The organism is Bacillus sp. UMB0728, from assembly GCF_002858875.1.
In the GTDB taxonomy this organism is placed as follows: Bacteria; Bacillota; Bacilli; order Bacillales; family Cytobacillaceae; genus Bacillus_AB; species Bacillus_AB infantis.
In genome coordinates this window covers 140,734-156,904 of record NZ_PKLA01000007.1, presented here as the reverse complement: position 1 = coordinate 156,904, position 16,171 = coordinate 140,734, and the positions used below count along the sequence as shown (strand labels likewise).

The following is a 16,171-nucleotide window of genomic DNA, read 5'->3' as shown; positions in this document are numbered from 1 at the left end:
GCCTACCTGACTGGAACTTTTTTCGCTCTGTCTCCAGAGGCTGGATAAATGAAATTTATATAATAAAAAACAAAAAAAGAGACCTTCTCAGCACGCTGAAAACGTAATAAGAGAAAGGTCTAATTAGTACATGAATGAATGGATAGATATTGATTAAAATTAGTGGCAGCATAGGAAGAGTTCTTCCTACCCAATCTTAATCCATAGGTAAATTATACCACGCCAGGTCCGGAGAGTAAATAAATAGAATGCAGTACTCAATTAAAGATTATGATATAAAATCGGCAAAGGAGGGGATTCTAGCTTGTGTGTTCTTAGCAACATAATTCGTTGAAATCTCCGCCCGTCAATTATTGACACCCCTTAAATCAAATGTTCTTTTGGTTGACCTAAACTTTTAGTTAGTTTAGGTATAGTTCAAATCTATTTTCCACATGTTTTTTAAGGCCGTTTTTAAAAATCTAAACTTGGATGTATATCCTCTCACGATGTATTGGTAGCTAACAAAATCACTATTAAAGACCCTCGCTCCTGGCTCTTCGGATCAGCAATAATAGCATCACTGAGGAATAAGCTGGATTAGCCAACTGCTACAGCCCATCTCCTGGCCGAGCACCGGGCCATATACTTCATACTTTCAACCCTAGGCTCCTTGGCCATAGGAAAGTAGCTACGACATGTCCCCCGGCGGAACTGAGCACACTTAATCCTTTCGGCTGCGGGGAAGACAGCGCCGGTAACTCCCTAGGTGGAAGGCAGCTGCCCGGGCCATCTATATCTATATCTAGCTTTCAGCTCCTAGACACTCTCTGCCCAGCACTGCCCCGGACTCTCTCCGTACGGCAACAGAACATTATTGCTCAGCCTACCTGACTGGAACTTTTTTCGCTCTGTCTCCAGAGGCTGGATAAATGAAATTTATATAATAAAAAACAAAAAAAGAGACCTTCTCAGCACGCAGAAAACGTAATAAGAGAAAGGTCTAAATTAGTACATGAATGAATGGATAGATAGAGATTAAAATTAGTAGCTGTATAGGAAGAGTTCTTCCTACCAAATCTTAATCCATAGGTAAATTATACCACACCAGGTTCGGAGAGTAAATAAATAGAATGCGGTACTCAATTAAAGAGTATGATATAAAATCGACAAAGGAGGGGATTCTTAGCATTCCCGCTTTAGTAAAGTTCCTAACGATAGGCTGTTACCCTTCCAGTGCACCCTCAGGGGCATGGTTTAACCATTCCTGTCTGTACTAAGCTCTATTTTGGATGGTGGAGTAGTAATTTTGGAAAAAGGGTCTATAAAGGAGAGGGGAAGAAGTAGATGTCTCTTTAGATTAAATAGTGAAATTTTCTATTTAGTACAGAGTGGGGCTGACTATTCCGTGAAACCCATGTGTGATAATTAAGGTGGATGCCAGCTCACAGCAATTAATTAAACCCTACTACCACTATTCAAGGTTGTGCTGCAGTTTCAAATATTAACTAAAGGTTAGGGCATTCAAAAAAGAAAGCTCGTGTGTTCTTAGCAACATAATTCGTTGAAATCTCCGCCCGTCAATTTTTGACACCCCTTAAATCAAATGCTCTTTGGGTGACCTAACCTTTTATCTATAGTTTGTTTAGGTATAGTTCCAATCTATTTTCCACATGTTTTTTTAAGGCCGGCTTTAAAAATCTAAACTCGGATGTATATCCTCTCACGATGTATTGGTAGCTAACAAAATCACTATTAATGACGGTTTGACTTAGAATCTTAATCCCTTTTTTCATCATCATTTTTTTGATTTGAGAGGCTTCCTTTATAGCAATATCATGGAGATCTTCTAACAATTTAATGTATGAGCCCTTAAGCTTCAATTTAGATTGTTTAATGGAACCAATATCTTTATCTAAAGAACGAATTAGTAAGTCGTTCACTATAGATTCTAATGCCAGATCCTTATCCTCCGAAGGAAGAATTTCTGCCATACAAAACACCCCAAACATTATTTCATCAGTGATTGGACATGTACCTAAAATCAAAGTTACAGTTTTGTTGATTTGGTTAAAAACGTAATTTGAGACTGCCAGGCTGTTCAGTCTTACATATTCTTAGCATTTATATTTATTTTAAGCCCCTTAAACATGCAGGATTCTTATATGATGCCTAATTAATCAAGGTTTTCATGGTATTGTATATCCACGATACTCTCAATCGCTATTGCTTCAGTATGTTCAAACTTATCAACTATCTTTATGTAATTATCTAATTCGTTAAAGAAGTGAATATCTCCAATAATCAAAAATGGGGTTCCTTTATCAGCATATGTAATAATAACTGGCATATGAAACTCCATACTTTGACATATAATAGTTATAATTTTAGAACGACTAATTTGATCAAACTTAGGCTTAGTAAGCCACAAATGACTTTTTCCTTCTTTATTAAAAACTAGATAACTATTTTTACTCAAAATATAACTTCCTCCTATCCAGAACGTGCGTTCTCGTAAATTATGATTTATTTCTGCAGGAAAATCAATGGTATTTCATATGTTATTTTAAATTACGTATATCCTCACTCTAAAACTTGAAAGATTTTAAAGCTAGCCTAGTTATCAATAGAGAGGAGGCATATATTCTAACAGGCGCAGCCAGAAGGAACGCCTCTTAATCTAGTTAGCCAAAAAAGTTAGAAATGCACTAGTGGTTTAGGATGGTGATTAGAATAAGGAGTTTTGCGTAAGAATATAGGAGGGAGGCCAATGTATCGAACTAAATAAAAAAGCACCCATTACGGATGCTTTTATTGATTTATAAAGAATGTATATTAATAGGGGAGTTGTTCATATTCTTCTGTTTTCCATTCTTTAAATATTTCATGTATCGTAGGGTGGGTTATATCCTCTAATAATAAAGGAGGATATTTTGATGATTTTCGAGCATTTTGAATATCGGTTATATGTTGTATGATAGCTTGTTTTCTTTCTTCGACAAGTTCTTTAAGATCCGTTTGATCTGGATTTTGCAAGAGGAAATTTTCGAATCGTTTCAATGTATGGATTAATTCTTGATTATTATTGTTTGTTAATTCACTAAGCCTATGATCCACTTGGGTTATTATCACATTGAAAAGTGGACGTACTTCATCAGACTTTTCCTTTAACCCCTCATAATTAGCGTAATTTTCCTCAATAGCTTTTACTAAATAGCCTGCTGTATTTTTAACATTATATAAGTTTTGCTGTAAGGCATAACGAATATTTGCATCTAAATATTCATAAGTGAAAGTTTCCGCTAATGCTACAGCATAATCTCTTCTTACTCCATGGCGTATAAGCAAAAACAGAATAGATTGCATGTCTTGTTTGATTGACTCTATTTCAAGTCTTTCATTATGCTGGTTGTTTCGATTAATGTAAAAAATAAACTGATCAATATTACGGCCGTTTTTTTTATAAGTTTCGTAATCAAATTCAATATCTGTCTTTTCTTTGAGCTCTTTTTTGGCTTTATTAAGTACCACTGCTTTAAAGTTACTCATTTCTTTCAGCGTCTCGTCAGGAATCCCGAGTATATTCCGGATCTCTGATACTTTCATAATCCGATAAGATTTCCATTTTTTGATTCCTGTCTTTGTGTGCTGCTCAATCGGTCTATTTTTCCATTCGTATTCTTTTAGGAGTTCATAGATTCTCCAAGAATACTCACTATTCAGCTTTAGAACATTAATTAGACGGTATTTTGTGTAAAATTCAAGGTTTAATAAATACCTGGCAAGTGCATCTGAGAGCCTAATCTTAACAAGTCCTTGCCCCTGCATATAAGTAGCTTGTTGGACCCACTGGATTTTATCTACGATTCTTTGTTTACCATCTGTTGAATATATAACAATTTGCTTGTTCATGATTCCGTCAATTGCCTTTTCAACCTGGGAATATATACTTTTTCCTTTATAGCCAATCAAATCGGCTAAGTCCTTAATTCTTAAAAGATAGCTTTTAAAGTCTTTGTCATCAGGCTGCACTAATGCTATTAGAGTATAAATAATACGCCGTTCAGTTACATTAAGATTTTGGGCCATGTTAATAAGACTAGTGGATTGGTTAACCCAATAGGAAGGTTTAACTTCTGCTTCAAAAAGTTCTTCATCCATAGATAATTGTTCTTGTTCAACTAACCCTATATCTTTATCCATATAACGACCTCGAATAATGTTGTTTAATGTGTATTATTTTATCAAAGATCTTAAAATGGGATAGCATTTTGTTGAAACTTAATCAAATTGCAATATAGATATATAGATGGGGTATAAATTGCTAATTTATCCACTAGAGAAAAAAATAGAATTGATGTTATAAGATGTTTTTTCTGTTAATACTGTTTTAATTGTTTATTTGTTAAGAGACTATATTACGCCAGTAATATCAATGGATTGAGAGGCCATACCGATACTTTATTGGTACAAGTCACTATCTATTTGGACCAATATAACTTGTTAGTTGGACTCTTATCGATTGTTAATTGGACCGATACCACTTGTTAGTTGGGGCGATATCGGTATGAATATGGGGTTGGAATAATCTTTACACTATAAAAATGGGGTTATATCAGTAGTTATATGGGGTCAATTAGTGAGGAATATGGTTTTTTTGAGGCAAGAAGGAGGTCATTAACATGATATTTAGTATATAGAGGACAATAAAACGCTGCAGGTACCATTTAACTAGCGGTATGAGTTCAATGCCAGAGAATAAGGTTACATTTAATTTATTCAACAATCTGCATTGATATGCTACTAGGGTAGGGATTAGAAAGGAAAAGGTAATCTGTAGGTACCCTAGAACATTACAGGTTAATAAATATGGAAATTTAAACCATTATTGATATAATTAAAATGTTTAAACACAAAACTTTTTCTTATTATATGTTCACTATGTGGGTGGTGTATTAACGTTGTTTATAGCAGAAACTATAACTGGCAATAGAATTAATGCTATGGAAGTAACCGATACTAAGGAAATTAAGGTGCAGTGTAAAAATCAAGAAATCTTCTGCCCAGCATGTAAAGGTCTCCTAGAATTTAGAGCAGGAAAGTCAAAGGTCTTTCACTTTGCTCATAAAAATACATGTTCCTACCCTTATGGAGAACCTGAATCAGAGAGGCATATGAACGGCAAACTACAAATAGCTTCCTGGTTAACAACTTTATATCCAAATTCTAATGTGGAGATAGAGTGGTGGATAGAGGAGACCAACCAAAGGGCGGACGTAATTGTTATTCATCCTTCTGGAGAAAGATGGGCCTTTGAATTCCAATGTAGCACAATACCTGAAGCAATATGGAGAGAAAGACACGAATTATATAAAGCAGCAGGAATTAAGGACTTTTGGATTTTAAATGTCCACTTCAATGATTGGACTGCAAATGAGAGGCCTAATATTTATCTGAAAAAAGAACTTGAACGAGCTATATTTAATGAATACCATTATGTAGCATATTTAGCTACTCCTTACGAAAAGGATGCTACCTATGAATACTATATGTTGAATATAATTAGGGGAGGAGAACTTGAAAAGACGATTACGATTGGATCGGATTACTTCTCAGACGCACTTAATTCGATCCAAATAATTGACGATCATTATTGGAACAACGAAATGTGTAAGTATTATTCCAAGTATAATCGAATTAATAAGCTAATAAATATTCCTTCGCTATACGGGCTGGTAATGGACTTTATTAAAGAGAAGGAGAGCCAGAAAGAAAAACAAAAAAGGGAAAAATATAATGAATTTTATAAGCACCTATTGATACAAAGAAAAAAAGCATTTAATGCGTTGAGTTTTAAAGAGAAGGAACTTTTTTTAAAGCTATGCAATAAACATGGATTTTCTATTAAGACTCTACCTGGATTTCTAATGACAGAGGGACCGAGTGCTCATTTAATTAAGACTCCTAGCTTCGTGTGGCAGCTATGGGTTTACGACCAATTTGTGTTTAACCAAAGTTATATTCAGAGAAAAAAAGACTTCCCTTCAATCTATATTCCTACCTTGAATGAAAAATTCAAGGAGTTACGGAGAAGAGGATATCTGAGGATAAATGCAGTTAAGGATGATTACGGTAGTTATTATGTATTTGCTCCAGGTGATTTCATTAGTCTTTTAGGTAGTTTGGGTTTTACTATTCAGCTAAGTAGAAAAAACTCAAAGTTCCATAAAATTTTATTAGACAAATTTAAACCCTGTCAGAATATCACTGAAAGTGTCCTCATAGAATGGTATTCAGCAAATTTCCTATCTAACCAGTATCTGGAGCATGGAATACCCCAAAAAGTTATTGAAGCTTGGGAAGATTATAATAACAATCTCACATGAATTCCTTAATCTCACAGCTAATTTGGAGAAATAGTAAAGGGGATGTAAAAAATAGAATCAATACTTCAATGGATCGGTATATTGCTAGGTTTAGTACTAATTGTCAAGATATATGAATATTTTCAAGGTAGAAATGAAGAAAAACGTCGCATTAAGGAAGAAATCACACATTTAAATAAAGAGAATTTAAGGCTAAAATCGATGATCACGAATCAATGTCCTGCATGCGGAAAAGAAAAAACTGATGAATTTTTGTGCTCTTGTGGATTTACTTTTGTTGAAGGAGACTTTTGCTTTTCCTGCAGTAGATATTACCCGTATACAGAGTTAAAAAAAGGTTTGTCATTAATGTATCCAGATAACCCATATGTATATGAATGTAAGGGGTGCAAAGGTAAGGTCTTCTAAATAAGCAGCTAGTTTACCGGAGATCCAAAAAAAATAAACAGGAATGTCCTAAACAATAGGGACATTCCCAACTATATGTTTACTTGTATTATGCGTAAAATACTAATTTTAAGAACAATAGACCAAAAGTAGATAACATGGTAAAATCTACATAACCAGATAAATTAATGGATTGTATCTGTTATCTTTTACTAATAAAAAGGAGCTTATATAAATGGACTTAAACACATTAATTTGGAGTATTATTGGAGCATTAGTTGTAGCCGGGCTCGGATTTGGTGCCACCAAGTATTATATGAATAGAAGAATCAATATAAAAGGTTCACAAATTCAAAATGGAGATAATAATGAGGCGGTTTATAAGTCCAAATACGTAAATTTGAACAAAAGAGGTGAAGGCGTTGCTAAAAAAGATGCTGAAAATAAAAAATAGTGTTGTCCAAAATGGACTGGGTAATCTTGCTATATTTAAATCACCGAATGTTACAGTTAATCAAGTACAAGCATTAGATCAATTGCGCTCTTATACTAGTTCTGGAGAAATTAATCAAGCTGCCGATTTAATACGACAAATGAAGGATTTTGTAGACTCTCAGCATCCTGCTGCTCCCTACTATAAATATGAATTCGGCCTCACTAGTGAAGGTGAACAATATGTTAGCCATGTTCCAGCCTTCCCTGGAGCAGAAAAACTCCGACCCTTAAAAGGAAATGTTCGGTTAGTAATACCTGAAGAGTATAAACATTTTAAAAATATGAGGGAATTAATTAACTACTCGTATGGCATGCAACAACCTTTAGAGATGGATGTTAAAAGCTTAAAGACTTGGGTTGGAGAAGATATTCTTGAAGAATTTACTGAAGAAGATAATAAAAAATTAAGAATCAAGATGATTCCAAATAAGTTTCCTCCTCCCTCTCCTATGAAAATCTATTTAAAGGATAACTCTTGGAGTTTAGATTACATTGAAATCGGCGTAAAACAGATTAACGGAAGTAAAATTTTAATGGATAACTCCCAAAATGTAAGCTGCCCCTTCTCAATTTCCTTTGAGATTGATGTAGAAAGACTATCAGCGAATTTCAATATTCTAATCAGAGATGAATCTTTGAACTCAGTAAAGCAAGTTTTGAAATTTAAAGAGTTAGTTGAGGCAGGAAAACCAAAGAAAAAGCCCAAGTTGGCTCTTAAGTTGCTAAAAGATGATACCGATGTTTTAGTGGCTGATAACTGGAAGTTTAATGAAAAGGATAATGAGAATACTGAAGAATTTATAGTGTATTTACGAAAATTATCACAAATTGAAGAAAATCTCAATATTAATTTTTGTTTACCCGAACGGCCACTTGAAAATTGGGAGGTTTTAAATACTGAATTGATATATCTGTCTATGAAAGGTGAATTTCAGCGGCAACCTTTTACAACTAAATTTGAGTTTTATATAGACAGTGATAAAGATATTGAACGTCTATTCTCAGTTGCGAGTGTAAATTCAGCTTGCTTTAATGTCAATTTAGAACTTTCTAGGAACGAAAATTTAGAAATGTTCGGTGCTGATTTGATGATTAAGAGGCAACATGTCTATTTAGAGGGTATTCAGTTAGAAAATCTCTCTAAGCTTAGGAAGAAAAATGAGTTAAGAGAAAAAGATGAATCATTACGCGTTATTATACTACCTTCAAGAGCAGGTTCATACATTAGCACCAAATTAGAAGTTGTATCAAATTGATACTCCTTCTAATTATTTTTTATTTTGATATTTAAGGAGTGCAAATATGGAACACAATGATAAGGAATTGAAAAATATGACAATTCAGTTTGAGAATGATACTGCTAAGTTAATTGATCCTTCTGGAAAAGAGATACCTTTAGATGAATTCAGTGATTTGGTTGAAAAGTTTAAAAACTATTTATATGACCGCCATCAAGAAAAATATAGGAATAACAGACTTGAACCATTAGATGAGTTTACCAAAAAAAGATTGAATATTGAACATTATATCCTTCTAGAAGATAACCAGAGGGGTGAATTAAGAGACATTTATGAAGCTTATATTGAAAGGTTTTTAATACTTGATAATTATACAATATACAAGGGTAGGAGGGTTTCTGAATCCGGGTTTTACACAATCATGGATATCAAGGATGCTAAAAAAATACTACCTCTTATAGAGAAGTTTATTGAAGAAAATGAATAATGGTATTAACCCTATACCTGACTATATAAAATTTTACTTAAAAATTGGATTTTACGCATAATTCGACAATGTTCGACAAGTAGTAAATTTGGGACTCAATGGCTTCTTCTCAATGGGTCCCTTATATCTTTTACGTAGAGGTGATTTAAATGGCTTTATCTAGACAACATATGATCCACGAAAAGAAACTCGAAGAAATGGTCAAAATAATGCCTCCATACGTAGGTGAATATGTAGATGACAAGTTTGACATCCGCTCCTCCTCCACCCTTTTAAACTATTTGCATGACTACAAGATCTTTTTTGATTGGCTGATTGCTGAAGGAATTTCGGATAGATTACATATTAAAGACATTCCATTATCTGTCCTGGAGAATTTACGATTAGAGGACGCTAGAAACTTTTTTAAATACTTACAGCGGCGTGATATTCCTATTAATAAGAATGAGAGCAAAAAGGCTGAAAAAGTCTCCATTAATCGGAAGATTTCTGCCCTCCGCTCTCTCTTCAAATATCTTACTACTCAAACAGAAAATGAAGATGGAGAACCCTACTTTTATCGAAATGTCATGCTAAAAATCGAGGTCAATAAGGTAAAAGAAACCCTTGGTGCCAGGGCTATAAAAATATCCTCTAAAATTTTTCAAAACGACGAAGATGTTAATTTTCTTTACTTTGTCCAAAATATATATGAAACTGAGTTGCCGGACAATTCCCGAAAAAAAGCTTACTTTAAAAGAGATAAAGAAAGAGATATCGCTATCCTCTCTCTCTTTCTTGGCAGCGGGATCCGAGTGAATGAACTTGCAAATCTTCGAATGAGAGACCTGGACTTCCAGGAAAACACAATAAATATTATTAGAAAAGGCGGTAAGCTTGATAATATACCTGTTGTCCCTGAATCAATGGAAGATGTTCAAAAACTATTAGAGGTACGTAAAGAGCGTTATAATGCCTCAGATGAAGATTATGATTACGTATTTGTTAATAAGAAAAACAACATGGCTGTTCCTCTTTCCAATCGGGCTATTGGAGCCTTAGTTAACAAATATACTAAGGCCTTCAAATCAAATAAATCTATGTCCCCACATAAATTGAGGCATACATACGCGACCAATTTAATGGAGGAGACTGGGGATATTCACCTTTTAATGCGTCAACTGGGTCACTCTTCTACTACAACTGCAGCTCTCTATTCTAACCCTGAGCAGGAGAAAGCTAAGGCTGCAGCTAAACAGCTTGGTAAAAGAAGAAGGACTTAATGCTTGGAGTAGGTATTTTCTCTATATAAGCACTACTCAAATAATTTTCACGCGCTGCTTTTCGAAGTTTAACGGGTGACGGGCCGAGTAAAAATAAAAGAGCATCCGAAAAAATAGGATGCTCCTACAGTTGCAATTAATACCCGCCTCCACCTGGATCTTTCATGATAACACCTCGTTAAGTTAAATAATTTGTTGCAACTCGTTCAGATAACTAGCAATGAAAGCTATTTTCCAGTCATCTTTTTTCTTATGCCGTATAGAACTAAGCATGGTTCCTTAGAAATAGCGCCGAATTCACCCCTTATTCAATTACTCTGTTTTGGAATTCTGAGCTGCTCCTTCCTGCTGCCGACAAGGTTCGTTCGGAGGGTGCCGAAAGAATGAATCGTCCGACCAGGATGCTTCCAAAGCCAGGGACTTTCCTGAGCAGCCCTCCCTTGCTGCAGGGCCAGGAGTGTCCCATAGGAAGTTGAAATGGATGGTGGTTCTCCCCGTACCTATTTGGTACGTTTTGTTCCTTAGGTACCAGAAAATCTATTTTTTTTATGAGAAATTAGTGAAAGGCAATAAATCGTCAATGTCAAATAACTCTTCCATCCAGCTAAATGTCCCGGACTCATCTGTATAAAATATATACCAGTCCCCCTTATTAAAAATAAAAGAGTCATTATGATCATCCTTAGACTTTAACTTATACAAATATTGTGCTGAACTCGCGTTTTGATATACTTCCTGCAGCTTAAGTTGTTGAAATCGATTTGTTTCTTCGCCGGTTATATCGTCACCATATACATCCTCACTTAAAATAAGCGAGCGACTTTGATTATGATGTTTATATACATAAGCTTCTGTAATCATTACTCCCTCTGGAGGAATCATTTCTTGTTCAATTATTTCTCTAACAGAACGTTCTGCTTCTGCCGGGATCTTTTCTAGCTGTTGAAGATAATCTAATGACTCTCCCTTTTCTAAATTTGAAGGGAGAAAAGGTTCTAGAGCTTTATTTAAAAGCTCTGAAGTCCATTTGTCAGGATAAAAAATATATTCATAGTCATCAAAGGAAAAGAGTTCTTCTCTAATTAATGTTTTCTTGTGATATTCCCATTTATGCGGGGTTAGCAAATCTCCTTTTCTAATTGCTATATCCATGTTGAGAAACGCATATTTAAAAATCGCTTTTTCAGGAATGAGGGCATAACGGCTTTTTTCTCCATCTTGTTTAAAAATTCTCATTCCTCTTATTATGTTGTCAAAGTTCTCCATCACCTATCATCACTACCTTTATTAATGATTTTAATTACATGAACTTATGTATGGTTTATTCTTTCTATATGAAGCTGTACTTTGTCTGTAGCGTGGAATAAAGCAAAATTGGCAGTTTCTCTTTTGAGCCTCTCTCCTTTCCTGAACGCCTGGCCTGTTGCTTCTTATGCATATTTGTACTAGAATAAGGGTATAATTACAACAAAGACGCAGGTGCTGGTAACACCTACGTCCGATAGTCGCCCGCGTGAAGAGCGGCCAGCAAAATATAGGTAAGTAAAAGTAATCACCCAATCAGCCGGTCATAGCTAGGGGTGATTACTTTTTTAGTGTAATGAGCATGATCACAACCATCACTAGTGTTAAAACGAAAGTTCCGAACGCTAATATGACGTTTGCTACATCTGCTGTAATCACTGGGCCTCACCTCCTTTCGGAGGGCTATTGGCCGCTCACCCTGCTATATGCGACTATGTAACAATTGTACCATAATTTAATAATCTATATAGATATTCCCTTTCTGGATTGATATAGAGATACCATGAATTTATCTTAGGTGACTGCACTCTAATTAAAAATTAAAACTCCCATAATTAATGGAGGGTAATCTTCTTTTAAACAAGCATTCGCATGAATTTAAATATTTTCGTATTTCATATTCCCCTCACAAAGCAATCTGTTTTTACCATATTAAGCATGAGGATATATACGTTTCTTAATTTGTGATGTTAATTAGGACGAGCTATTAGGGTGGTAAATCTGCATTTTCCTGATGCTCTCCTAAATGGAATAAAAAAGGAAGAAGATTAACTTCTATTCTAAAAAATGCATTATTGGAGTATATCCTATTTATATATTTCCTGTATATACTAACTTTCCCTTTTGGTAATGACTTTATTAAGTTCTTTTTCAATCCATTGACTCATGGTTAGACTCGGGTCCTCCTCGTTGGCCAACTCTTTAATCTTGGTGATCATGCTAATTGGTAAATCAATATTGGTCTTCTTATAAGCGCTCCTTACAACAAAAACATCTTCAGCAAGATCGATTATGCCGTCAAATAAGAATGGCTTGATGTCTTCAAGTGAAAAAGGAACATTGCTAAATGGTTTTTCTCCTGCTCTTACCATGATCAGGATAGAATCCTTTAGGTCCCTGATACCTACATTTTCAATCCCCCAAATTGGATATAAATAATCTATAAATGGGTACAAAATGTCAGTCTTATAGGGTATTTGAAAGGTAGCATGGCCCTTATTAGGAAAAGGCTGCTGATGGATATCATAGGTTGGCTGCAGCTTATATTGGTTCAGTCCCTCTTCTATTGTGATCCATTTTTGACTCTGAGGGAGAGTGAATCCCCAATTCATCTCATTATCCAGGGTAACTCTTGCTGTCTGAATTAATGGGGACTGAAAGTGCTGGTATAGGGCTATGCCATGATTAGAATTATAATATTCCCCTTTTCGTATCCGCTCATAGGGCTGTGGGCCGAAAATTTCCTTTGCTTCCTGGAATGCCGGCTCGGTGATTATATAGGAGATCCTCTCGTCTCCGAATGGGACTTCTTCTGCTCTGATTTCTCCGTTCTGTATGTATTTCAAAACACTTTGGACAGACAATCCAAGATATTTAGCGACTTCAGATGGCTTGTAGCCAGTTGGTTGTTCAGCTAAAACAGCTGCCATCTGATCAATCTCTTCTTTATAGTACCTGGCTTCCTTATGCAAGCGATGAGGGTCAGGTATTTTTTTGATTTTACCTTGCTTTGAATAGTGATAAATCGTTGTTTTCGAAACACCTAATATTTCAGCAGCTTCTTTTTGCGTATACCATTCCATGTGCCTTCTCCTTACGTTATGATAAAATTTCTTCTCCGCTTCTCCTACTAAGAGACATTTCTATCTCTCGCATGCCCAGCCATCATCATCACGGTCATGCTTTTTTTCGTAAGCAGGATGATCTTGGGGAACACCATTTGGATGGACCTTTCTTAACTCTGTGCAGTTTTTGTATTTTTCTTCACCAGCAGGATTTTCTACTGGCTTAGCGTCAATGGAAGTATTCTCAGTTCCATTTCCCTCCGCTTCTATAATAGAGCTATCAAATCCACTAGGAGTGACGTATTCATCGGAAGACCAGATACCAAGTTTTTTCTCTTTTGCTCTTTCTTGAGCGGTTTCATAGGCCGTTAAGTACCTGGTATTCGGAGGATAAACGTATGCTACCCGAGCAAGGCCCTCTTCAATTAATTTTTCTTGTACACTAACCCCATCAACATATACATATGCCAACAATCTTTGGTATTTGTCGAACCGCTCCCCTACATCAAATTCGAGGGTCACACGCCCTCCGTTAAGAAGTTCGGCATTCCGTTCCTTTGCTTCTTTACCGAAGGGCTGTTCGCCTAACTTCGGGTGACTTGTTTCTGGCGTGTCCATTAATAAATATCGTACTGAGACATTTTCTCCATTGAATATCACTCGGATTGTATCACCGTCGACTACCTTTACTAGCTCAACCGGTATTTGTTCGGTTGTGCCAGCTGTAGAAATTGTGCTGTTATTTGTCTCTGAAGATTTCTCTAGCTCATTATTGTTTTTTTCAGTAGATGAGTTGTAGCTGCTCTCTTCTGCAGAAATGACTTCTTTAGTATTGGTCGCCGGGACCAATTCACAACCCATTAAGTTTAAAGTCAAAAAAATGCCACCAAGGCCAATGTATTTCTTAATCTTCACTATAATATCCTCCACGTTTTCTATAATTTCAAATACCGCAAAACAGTTATTAGATATTTACTTATATTAGGCACTTAATATCTTTTTTTCAAAAGTTATGTATACAAGCTTATAATTAATAAATCTCTAATCCTATACATGCAATATTAAAATTATTAATATTTTTATTTTATCATATATTACAAGTTTAGCTTGATATTAATAAATGTAGATAAAATATTAATTTTTAAATATTTATATTTAATTATACATAAACAAAGAGACTGTTTTTTTATATTATTAATATTCTATATAAATCTATTGAATGTTAATATGGACATATAAAATAATATTATTAAAAGACTATTTAAGTCTTTCTATATTTACAAAGTAATAAATACATAGGTAGGTGAATTAGAATATGCATGATTTAATAAAACCAATTAGTCAAATACAAGCTAGTGATTGGAAATTCCTTTTAAAGGATAGCTCTTATATTCCAGACTTACAGTCGAAGATTGATGAAGCTGAAAAAATGCTTTTGGTACCCTTCTCTGACTTTACCGATCCTGAAATGCTTTACTGGTTTCTTTATAGAAAAGAACACCTTAATTCTGACCACGACAAGTCTAAACGGACCATTAATGAATATAAGAGAGAGCTAACTCAGTTCATTGAACATCTAATGGAGTTCTCCTCAGATATTGACCTGGATATAGATACAGTGATAGAAGGTTCATTGTTTAAATCCCTCTCACGTCGCCACGTAAGAAGGTACCAGCAATGGTTAGCAAAAAGCAGTCCATACGTTAAAGCTAAGGGTTCCTATTCAGCAGCGACCCTGGCAAGAAAGACGGTCATACTCAAAAGTTTTCTCTCTTTCTTATATGATTCTGGATACATTAAGGATCCAATACATAAAGGGTTCTTATCGGCTACAGTACGAAAAGATGACCGGCCTAACCGTGATTTGGGGCCGAAGGAAGTTATCATGCTGCTTGATTACTTTAGGCAGCAGGAGCATCCGATTGTATTTGCTATCATCCATCTGTTAACGACCACTGGCCTTCGAAATGAAGAGTTTTGTAAATTGACTGTTGGAGATCTTCAATATGACTCATTATGCGATGGTTTTTATTTGAATGTGTTGGGAAAAGGGAATAAACGGAGACAGATACCTTTAAGGGAGAAATCACTAGACAGTATACGGATGTTCCGAAAGGCAAGGGGGCTAGAAGATTTGGCCGCTGACAAGCAGACAAGCCCTTTATTTACAACTAATACAGGTAAACCTTACACCCCTTCTTATCTATCTCAATACCTTACTAAGATGATTAAACGAACTGAACTGCCGTTTTTATCATTCAGAAGCTCCCAGGTGGGTCCTCATACTTTTAGACATAGCTTTGCCATCATCTCTCATATTAGTAACATTGATATATATAAGATTATGAAGTCACTGGGGCATGAAAAGATAGAGACCACGATGATCTATTTGGAGAAGGTTTTGGAGAAGGAGCAGCATGCAATACATGGGTGGAAGGAAGAAGTACTAGGAAAATATATTTAATATTATAGGTGAGGATGGTGGTTAAAAACCTTCATTCTTGCCTTTATTAGTTTTTCTAAGACTTATTACTCTCTTAGTAAATACATTTTCTTATTTATTAATTGTAGAATCCAGTCAAATTTTACTGTTTTAAGCTTCTTAGCACATGATTATTTGTAAAAAATTTCAATATATGTAATTTTATGATTGGGGAATCTGTTTATGAGTATTGAGGACAGTTTGAGCCAGCACTGCGGAGTTTTGAGCCACTTTATGCGGAGAATTAAGCCATCAATTGCGGACAAGAGATCCACCAATGTTTTCACCATAAATTGGTGGTAAATAGTGTAGCATTCATTAAAAAAAATACTACAGAAGCAGTGCACTCTTTTTTATGGCTGTAGT

12 protein-coding genes are annotated in these 16,171 nt (G+C 35.2%); 6 read left to right on the top strand and 6 right to left on the bottom strand.

The annotated features are described in order from the left end of the window. Positions 1-1,613 precede the first annotated feature (1,613 nt). From CYJ37_RS23990 to CYJ37_RS23980, 3 genes are all read right to left on the bottom strand, one after another. A complete protein-coding gene (locus CYJ37_RS23990; RefSeq protein ID WP_101552442.1) occupies positions 1,614-1,973 on the bottom strand; it encodes a hypothetical protein in 360 nt (119 codons plus the stop codon). A gap of 182 nt (positions 1,974-2,155) precedes the next feature. Further along, a complete protein-coding gene (locus CYJ37_RS23985; protein ID WP_180827436.1) occupies positions 2,156-2,458 on the bottom strand; it encodes a YolD-like family protein in 303 nt (100 codons plus the stop codon). Positions 2,459-2,814: 356 nt separating this feature from the next. Continuing rightward, complete coding sequence (locus CYJ37_RS23980; protein ID WP_101552437.1) at positions 2,815-4,182, bottom strand: replication initiation protein; 1,368 nt, start codon at positions 4,180-4,182, stop codon at positions 2,815-2,817. Between the two features lie 758 nt (positions 4,183-4,940). Here CYJ37_RS23980 and CYJ37_RS23975 point away from each other — a divergent pair. From CYJ37_RS23975 to xerS, 5 genes are all read left to right on the top strand, one after another. Next, complete coding sequence (locus tag CYJ37_RS23975) at positions 4,941-6,365, top strand: competence protein CoiA (RefSeq protein WP_101552435.1); 1,425 nt, start codon at positions 4,941-4,943, stop codon at positions 6,363-6,365. A 622-nt stretch (positions 6,366-6,987) separates the two neighbouring features. Beyond that, positions 6,988-7,206: a hypothetical protein gene (locus CYJ37_RS23970; protein ID WP_101552433.1), complete on the top strand. Its 219-nt coding sequence runs from the start codon at positions 6,988-6,990 to the stop codon at positions 7,204-7,206. Beyond that, positions 7,175-8,503, top strand: a complete 1,329-nt coding sequence (locus CYJ37_RS23965) for a hypothetical protein (RefSeq protein WP_101552431.1) — start codon at positions 7,175-7,177, stop codon at positions 8,501-8,503. Before CYJ37_RS23970 ends, CYJ37_RS23965 begins: the two co-directional genes overlap by 32 nt. Positions 8,504-8,549: 46 nt before the next feature. Beyond that, positions 8,550-8,972, top strand: coding sequence for a hypothetical protein (locus tag CYJ37_RS23960; protein ID WP_101552429.1), 423 nt, complete (start codon positions 8,550-8,552; stop codon positions 8,970-8,972). Positions 8,973-9,121: 149 nt separating this feature from the next. Beyond that, positions 9,122-10,234, top strand: coding sequence for a tyrosine recombinase XerS (gene xerS / locus CYJ37_RS23955; RefSeq protein ID WP_101552427.1), 1,113 nt, complete (start codon positions 9,122-9,124; stop codon positions 10,232-10,234). A gap of 546 nt (positions 10,235-10,780) precedes the next feature. Here the strand turns inward: xerS and CYJ37_RS23950 are convergent. From CYJ37_RS23950 to CYJ37_RS23940, 3 genes are all read right to left on the bottom strand, one after another. Next, the gene (locus tag CYJ37_RS23950; protein WP_142385312.1) at positions 10,781-11,500 is read right to left on the bottom strand and encodes a hypothetical protein; all 720 of its coding nucleotides are present in this window, start codon (positions 11,498-11,500) and stop codon (positions 10,781-10,783) included. Between the two features lie 869 nt (positions 11,501-12,369). Continuing rightward, on the bottom strand, positions 12,370-13,341 hold the full coding sequence (locus CYJ37_RS23945; RefSeq protein ID WP_101552423.1) for a helix-turn-helix domain-containing protein: 972 nt from the start codon (positions 13,339-13,341) through the stop codon (positions 12,370-12,372). Positions 13,342-13,401: 60 nt separating this feature from the next. Continuing rightward, complete coding sequence (locus CYJ37_RS23940; protein WP_257964298.1) at positions 13,402-14,238, bottom strand: thermonuclease family protein; 837 nt, start codon at positions 14,236-14,238, stop codon at positions 13,402-13,404. A gap of 400 nt (positions 14,239-14,638) precedes the next feature. On the opposite strand from CYJ37_RS23940, the gene CYJ37_RS23935 reads away from it, so the two are divergent. Then, complete coding sequence (locus CYJ37_RS23935; RefSeq protein ID WP_101552421.1) at positions 14,639-15,787, top strand: tyrosine-type recombinase/integrase; 1,149 nt, start codon at positions 14,639-14,641, stop codon at positions 15,785-15,787. Positions 15,788-16,171 lie beyond the last annotated feature (384 nt).

Excerpts from the sequence above, each read along its gene's own strand:
- CYJ37_RS23960 (WP_101552429.1), top strand. The coding sequence starts at position 8,550 with ATGGAACACAATGATAAGGAATTGAAAAATATGACAATTCAGTTTGAG.
- CYJ37_RS23980 (WP_101552437.1), bottom strand. The coding sequence starts at position 4,182 with ATGGATAAAGATATAGGGTTAGTTGAACAAGAACAATTATCTATGGAT.
- CYJ37_RS23970 (WP_101552433.1), top strand. The coding sequence starts at position 6,988 with ATGGACTTAAACACATTAATTTGGAGTATTATTGGAGCATTAGTTGTA.
- CYJ37_RS23945 (WP_101552423.1), bottom strand. The coding sequence starts at position 13,341 with ATGGAATGGTATACGCAAAAAGAAGCTGCTGAAATATTAGGTGTTTCG.
- CYJ37_RS23990 (WP_101552442.1), bottom strand. The coding sequence starts at position 1,973 with ATGGCAGAAATTCTTCCTTCGGAGGATAAGGATCTGGCATTAGAATCT.
- CYJ37_RS23935 (WP_101552421.1), top strand. The coding sequence starts at position 14,639 with ATGCATGATTTAATAAAACCAATTAGTCAAATACAAGCTAGTGATTGG.
- CYJ37_RS23950 (WP_142385312.1), bottom strand. The coding sequence starts at position 11,500 with ATGGAGAACTTTGACAACATAATAAGAGGAATGAGAATTTTTAAACAA.
- xerS (WP_101552427.1), top strand. The coding sequence starts at position 9,122 with ATGGCTTTATCTAGACAACATATGATCCACGAAAAGAAACTCGAAGAA.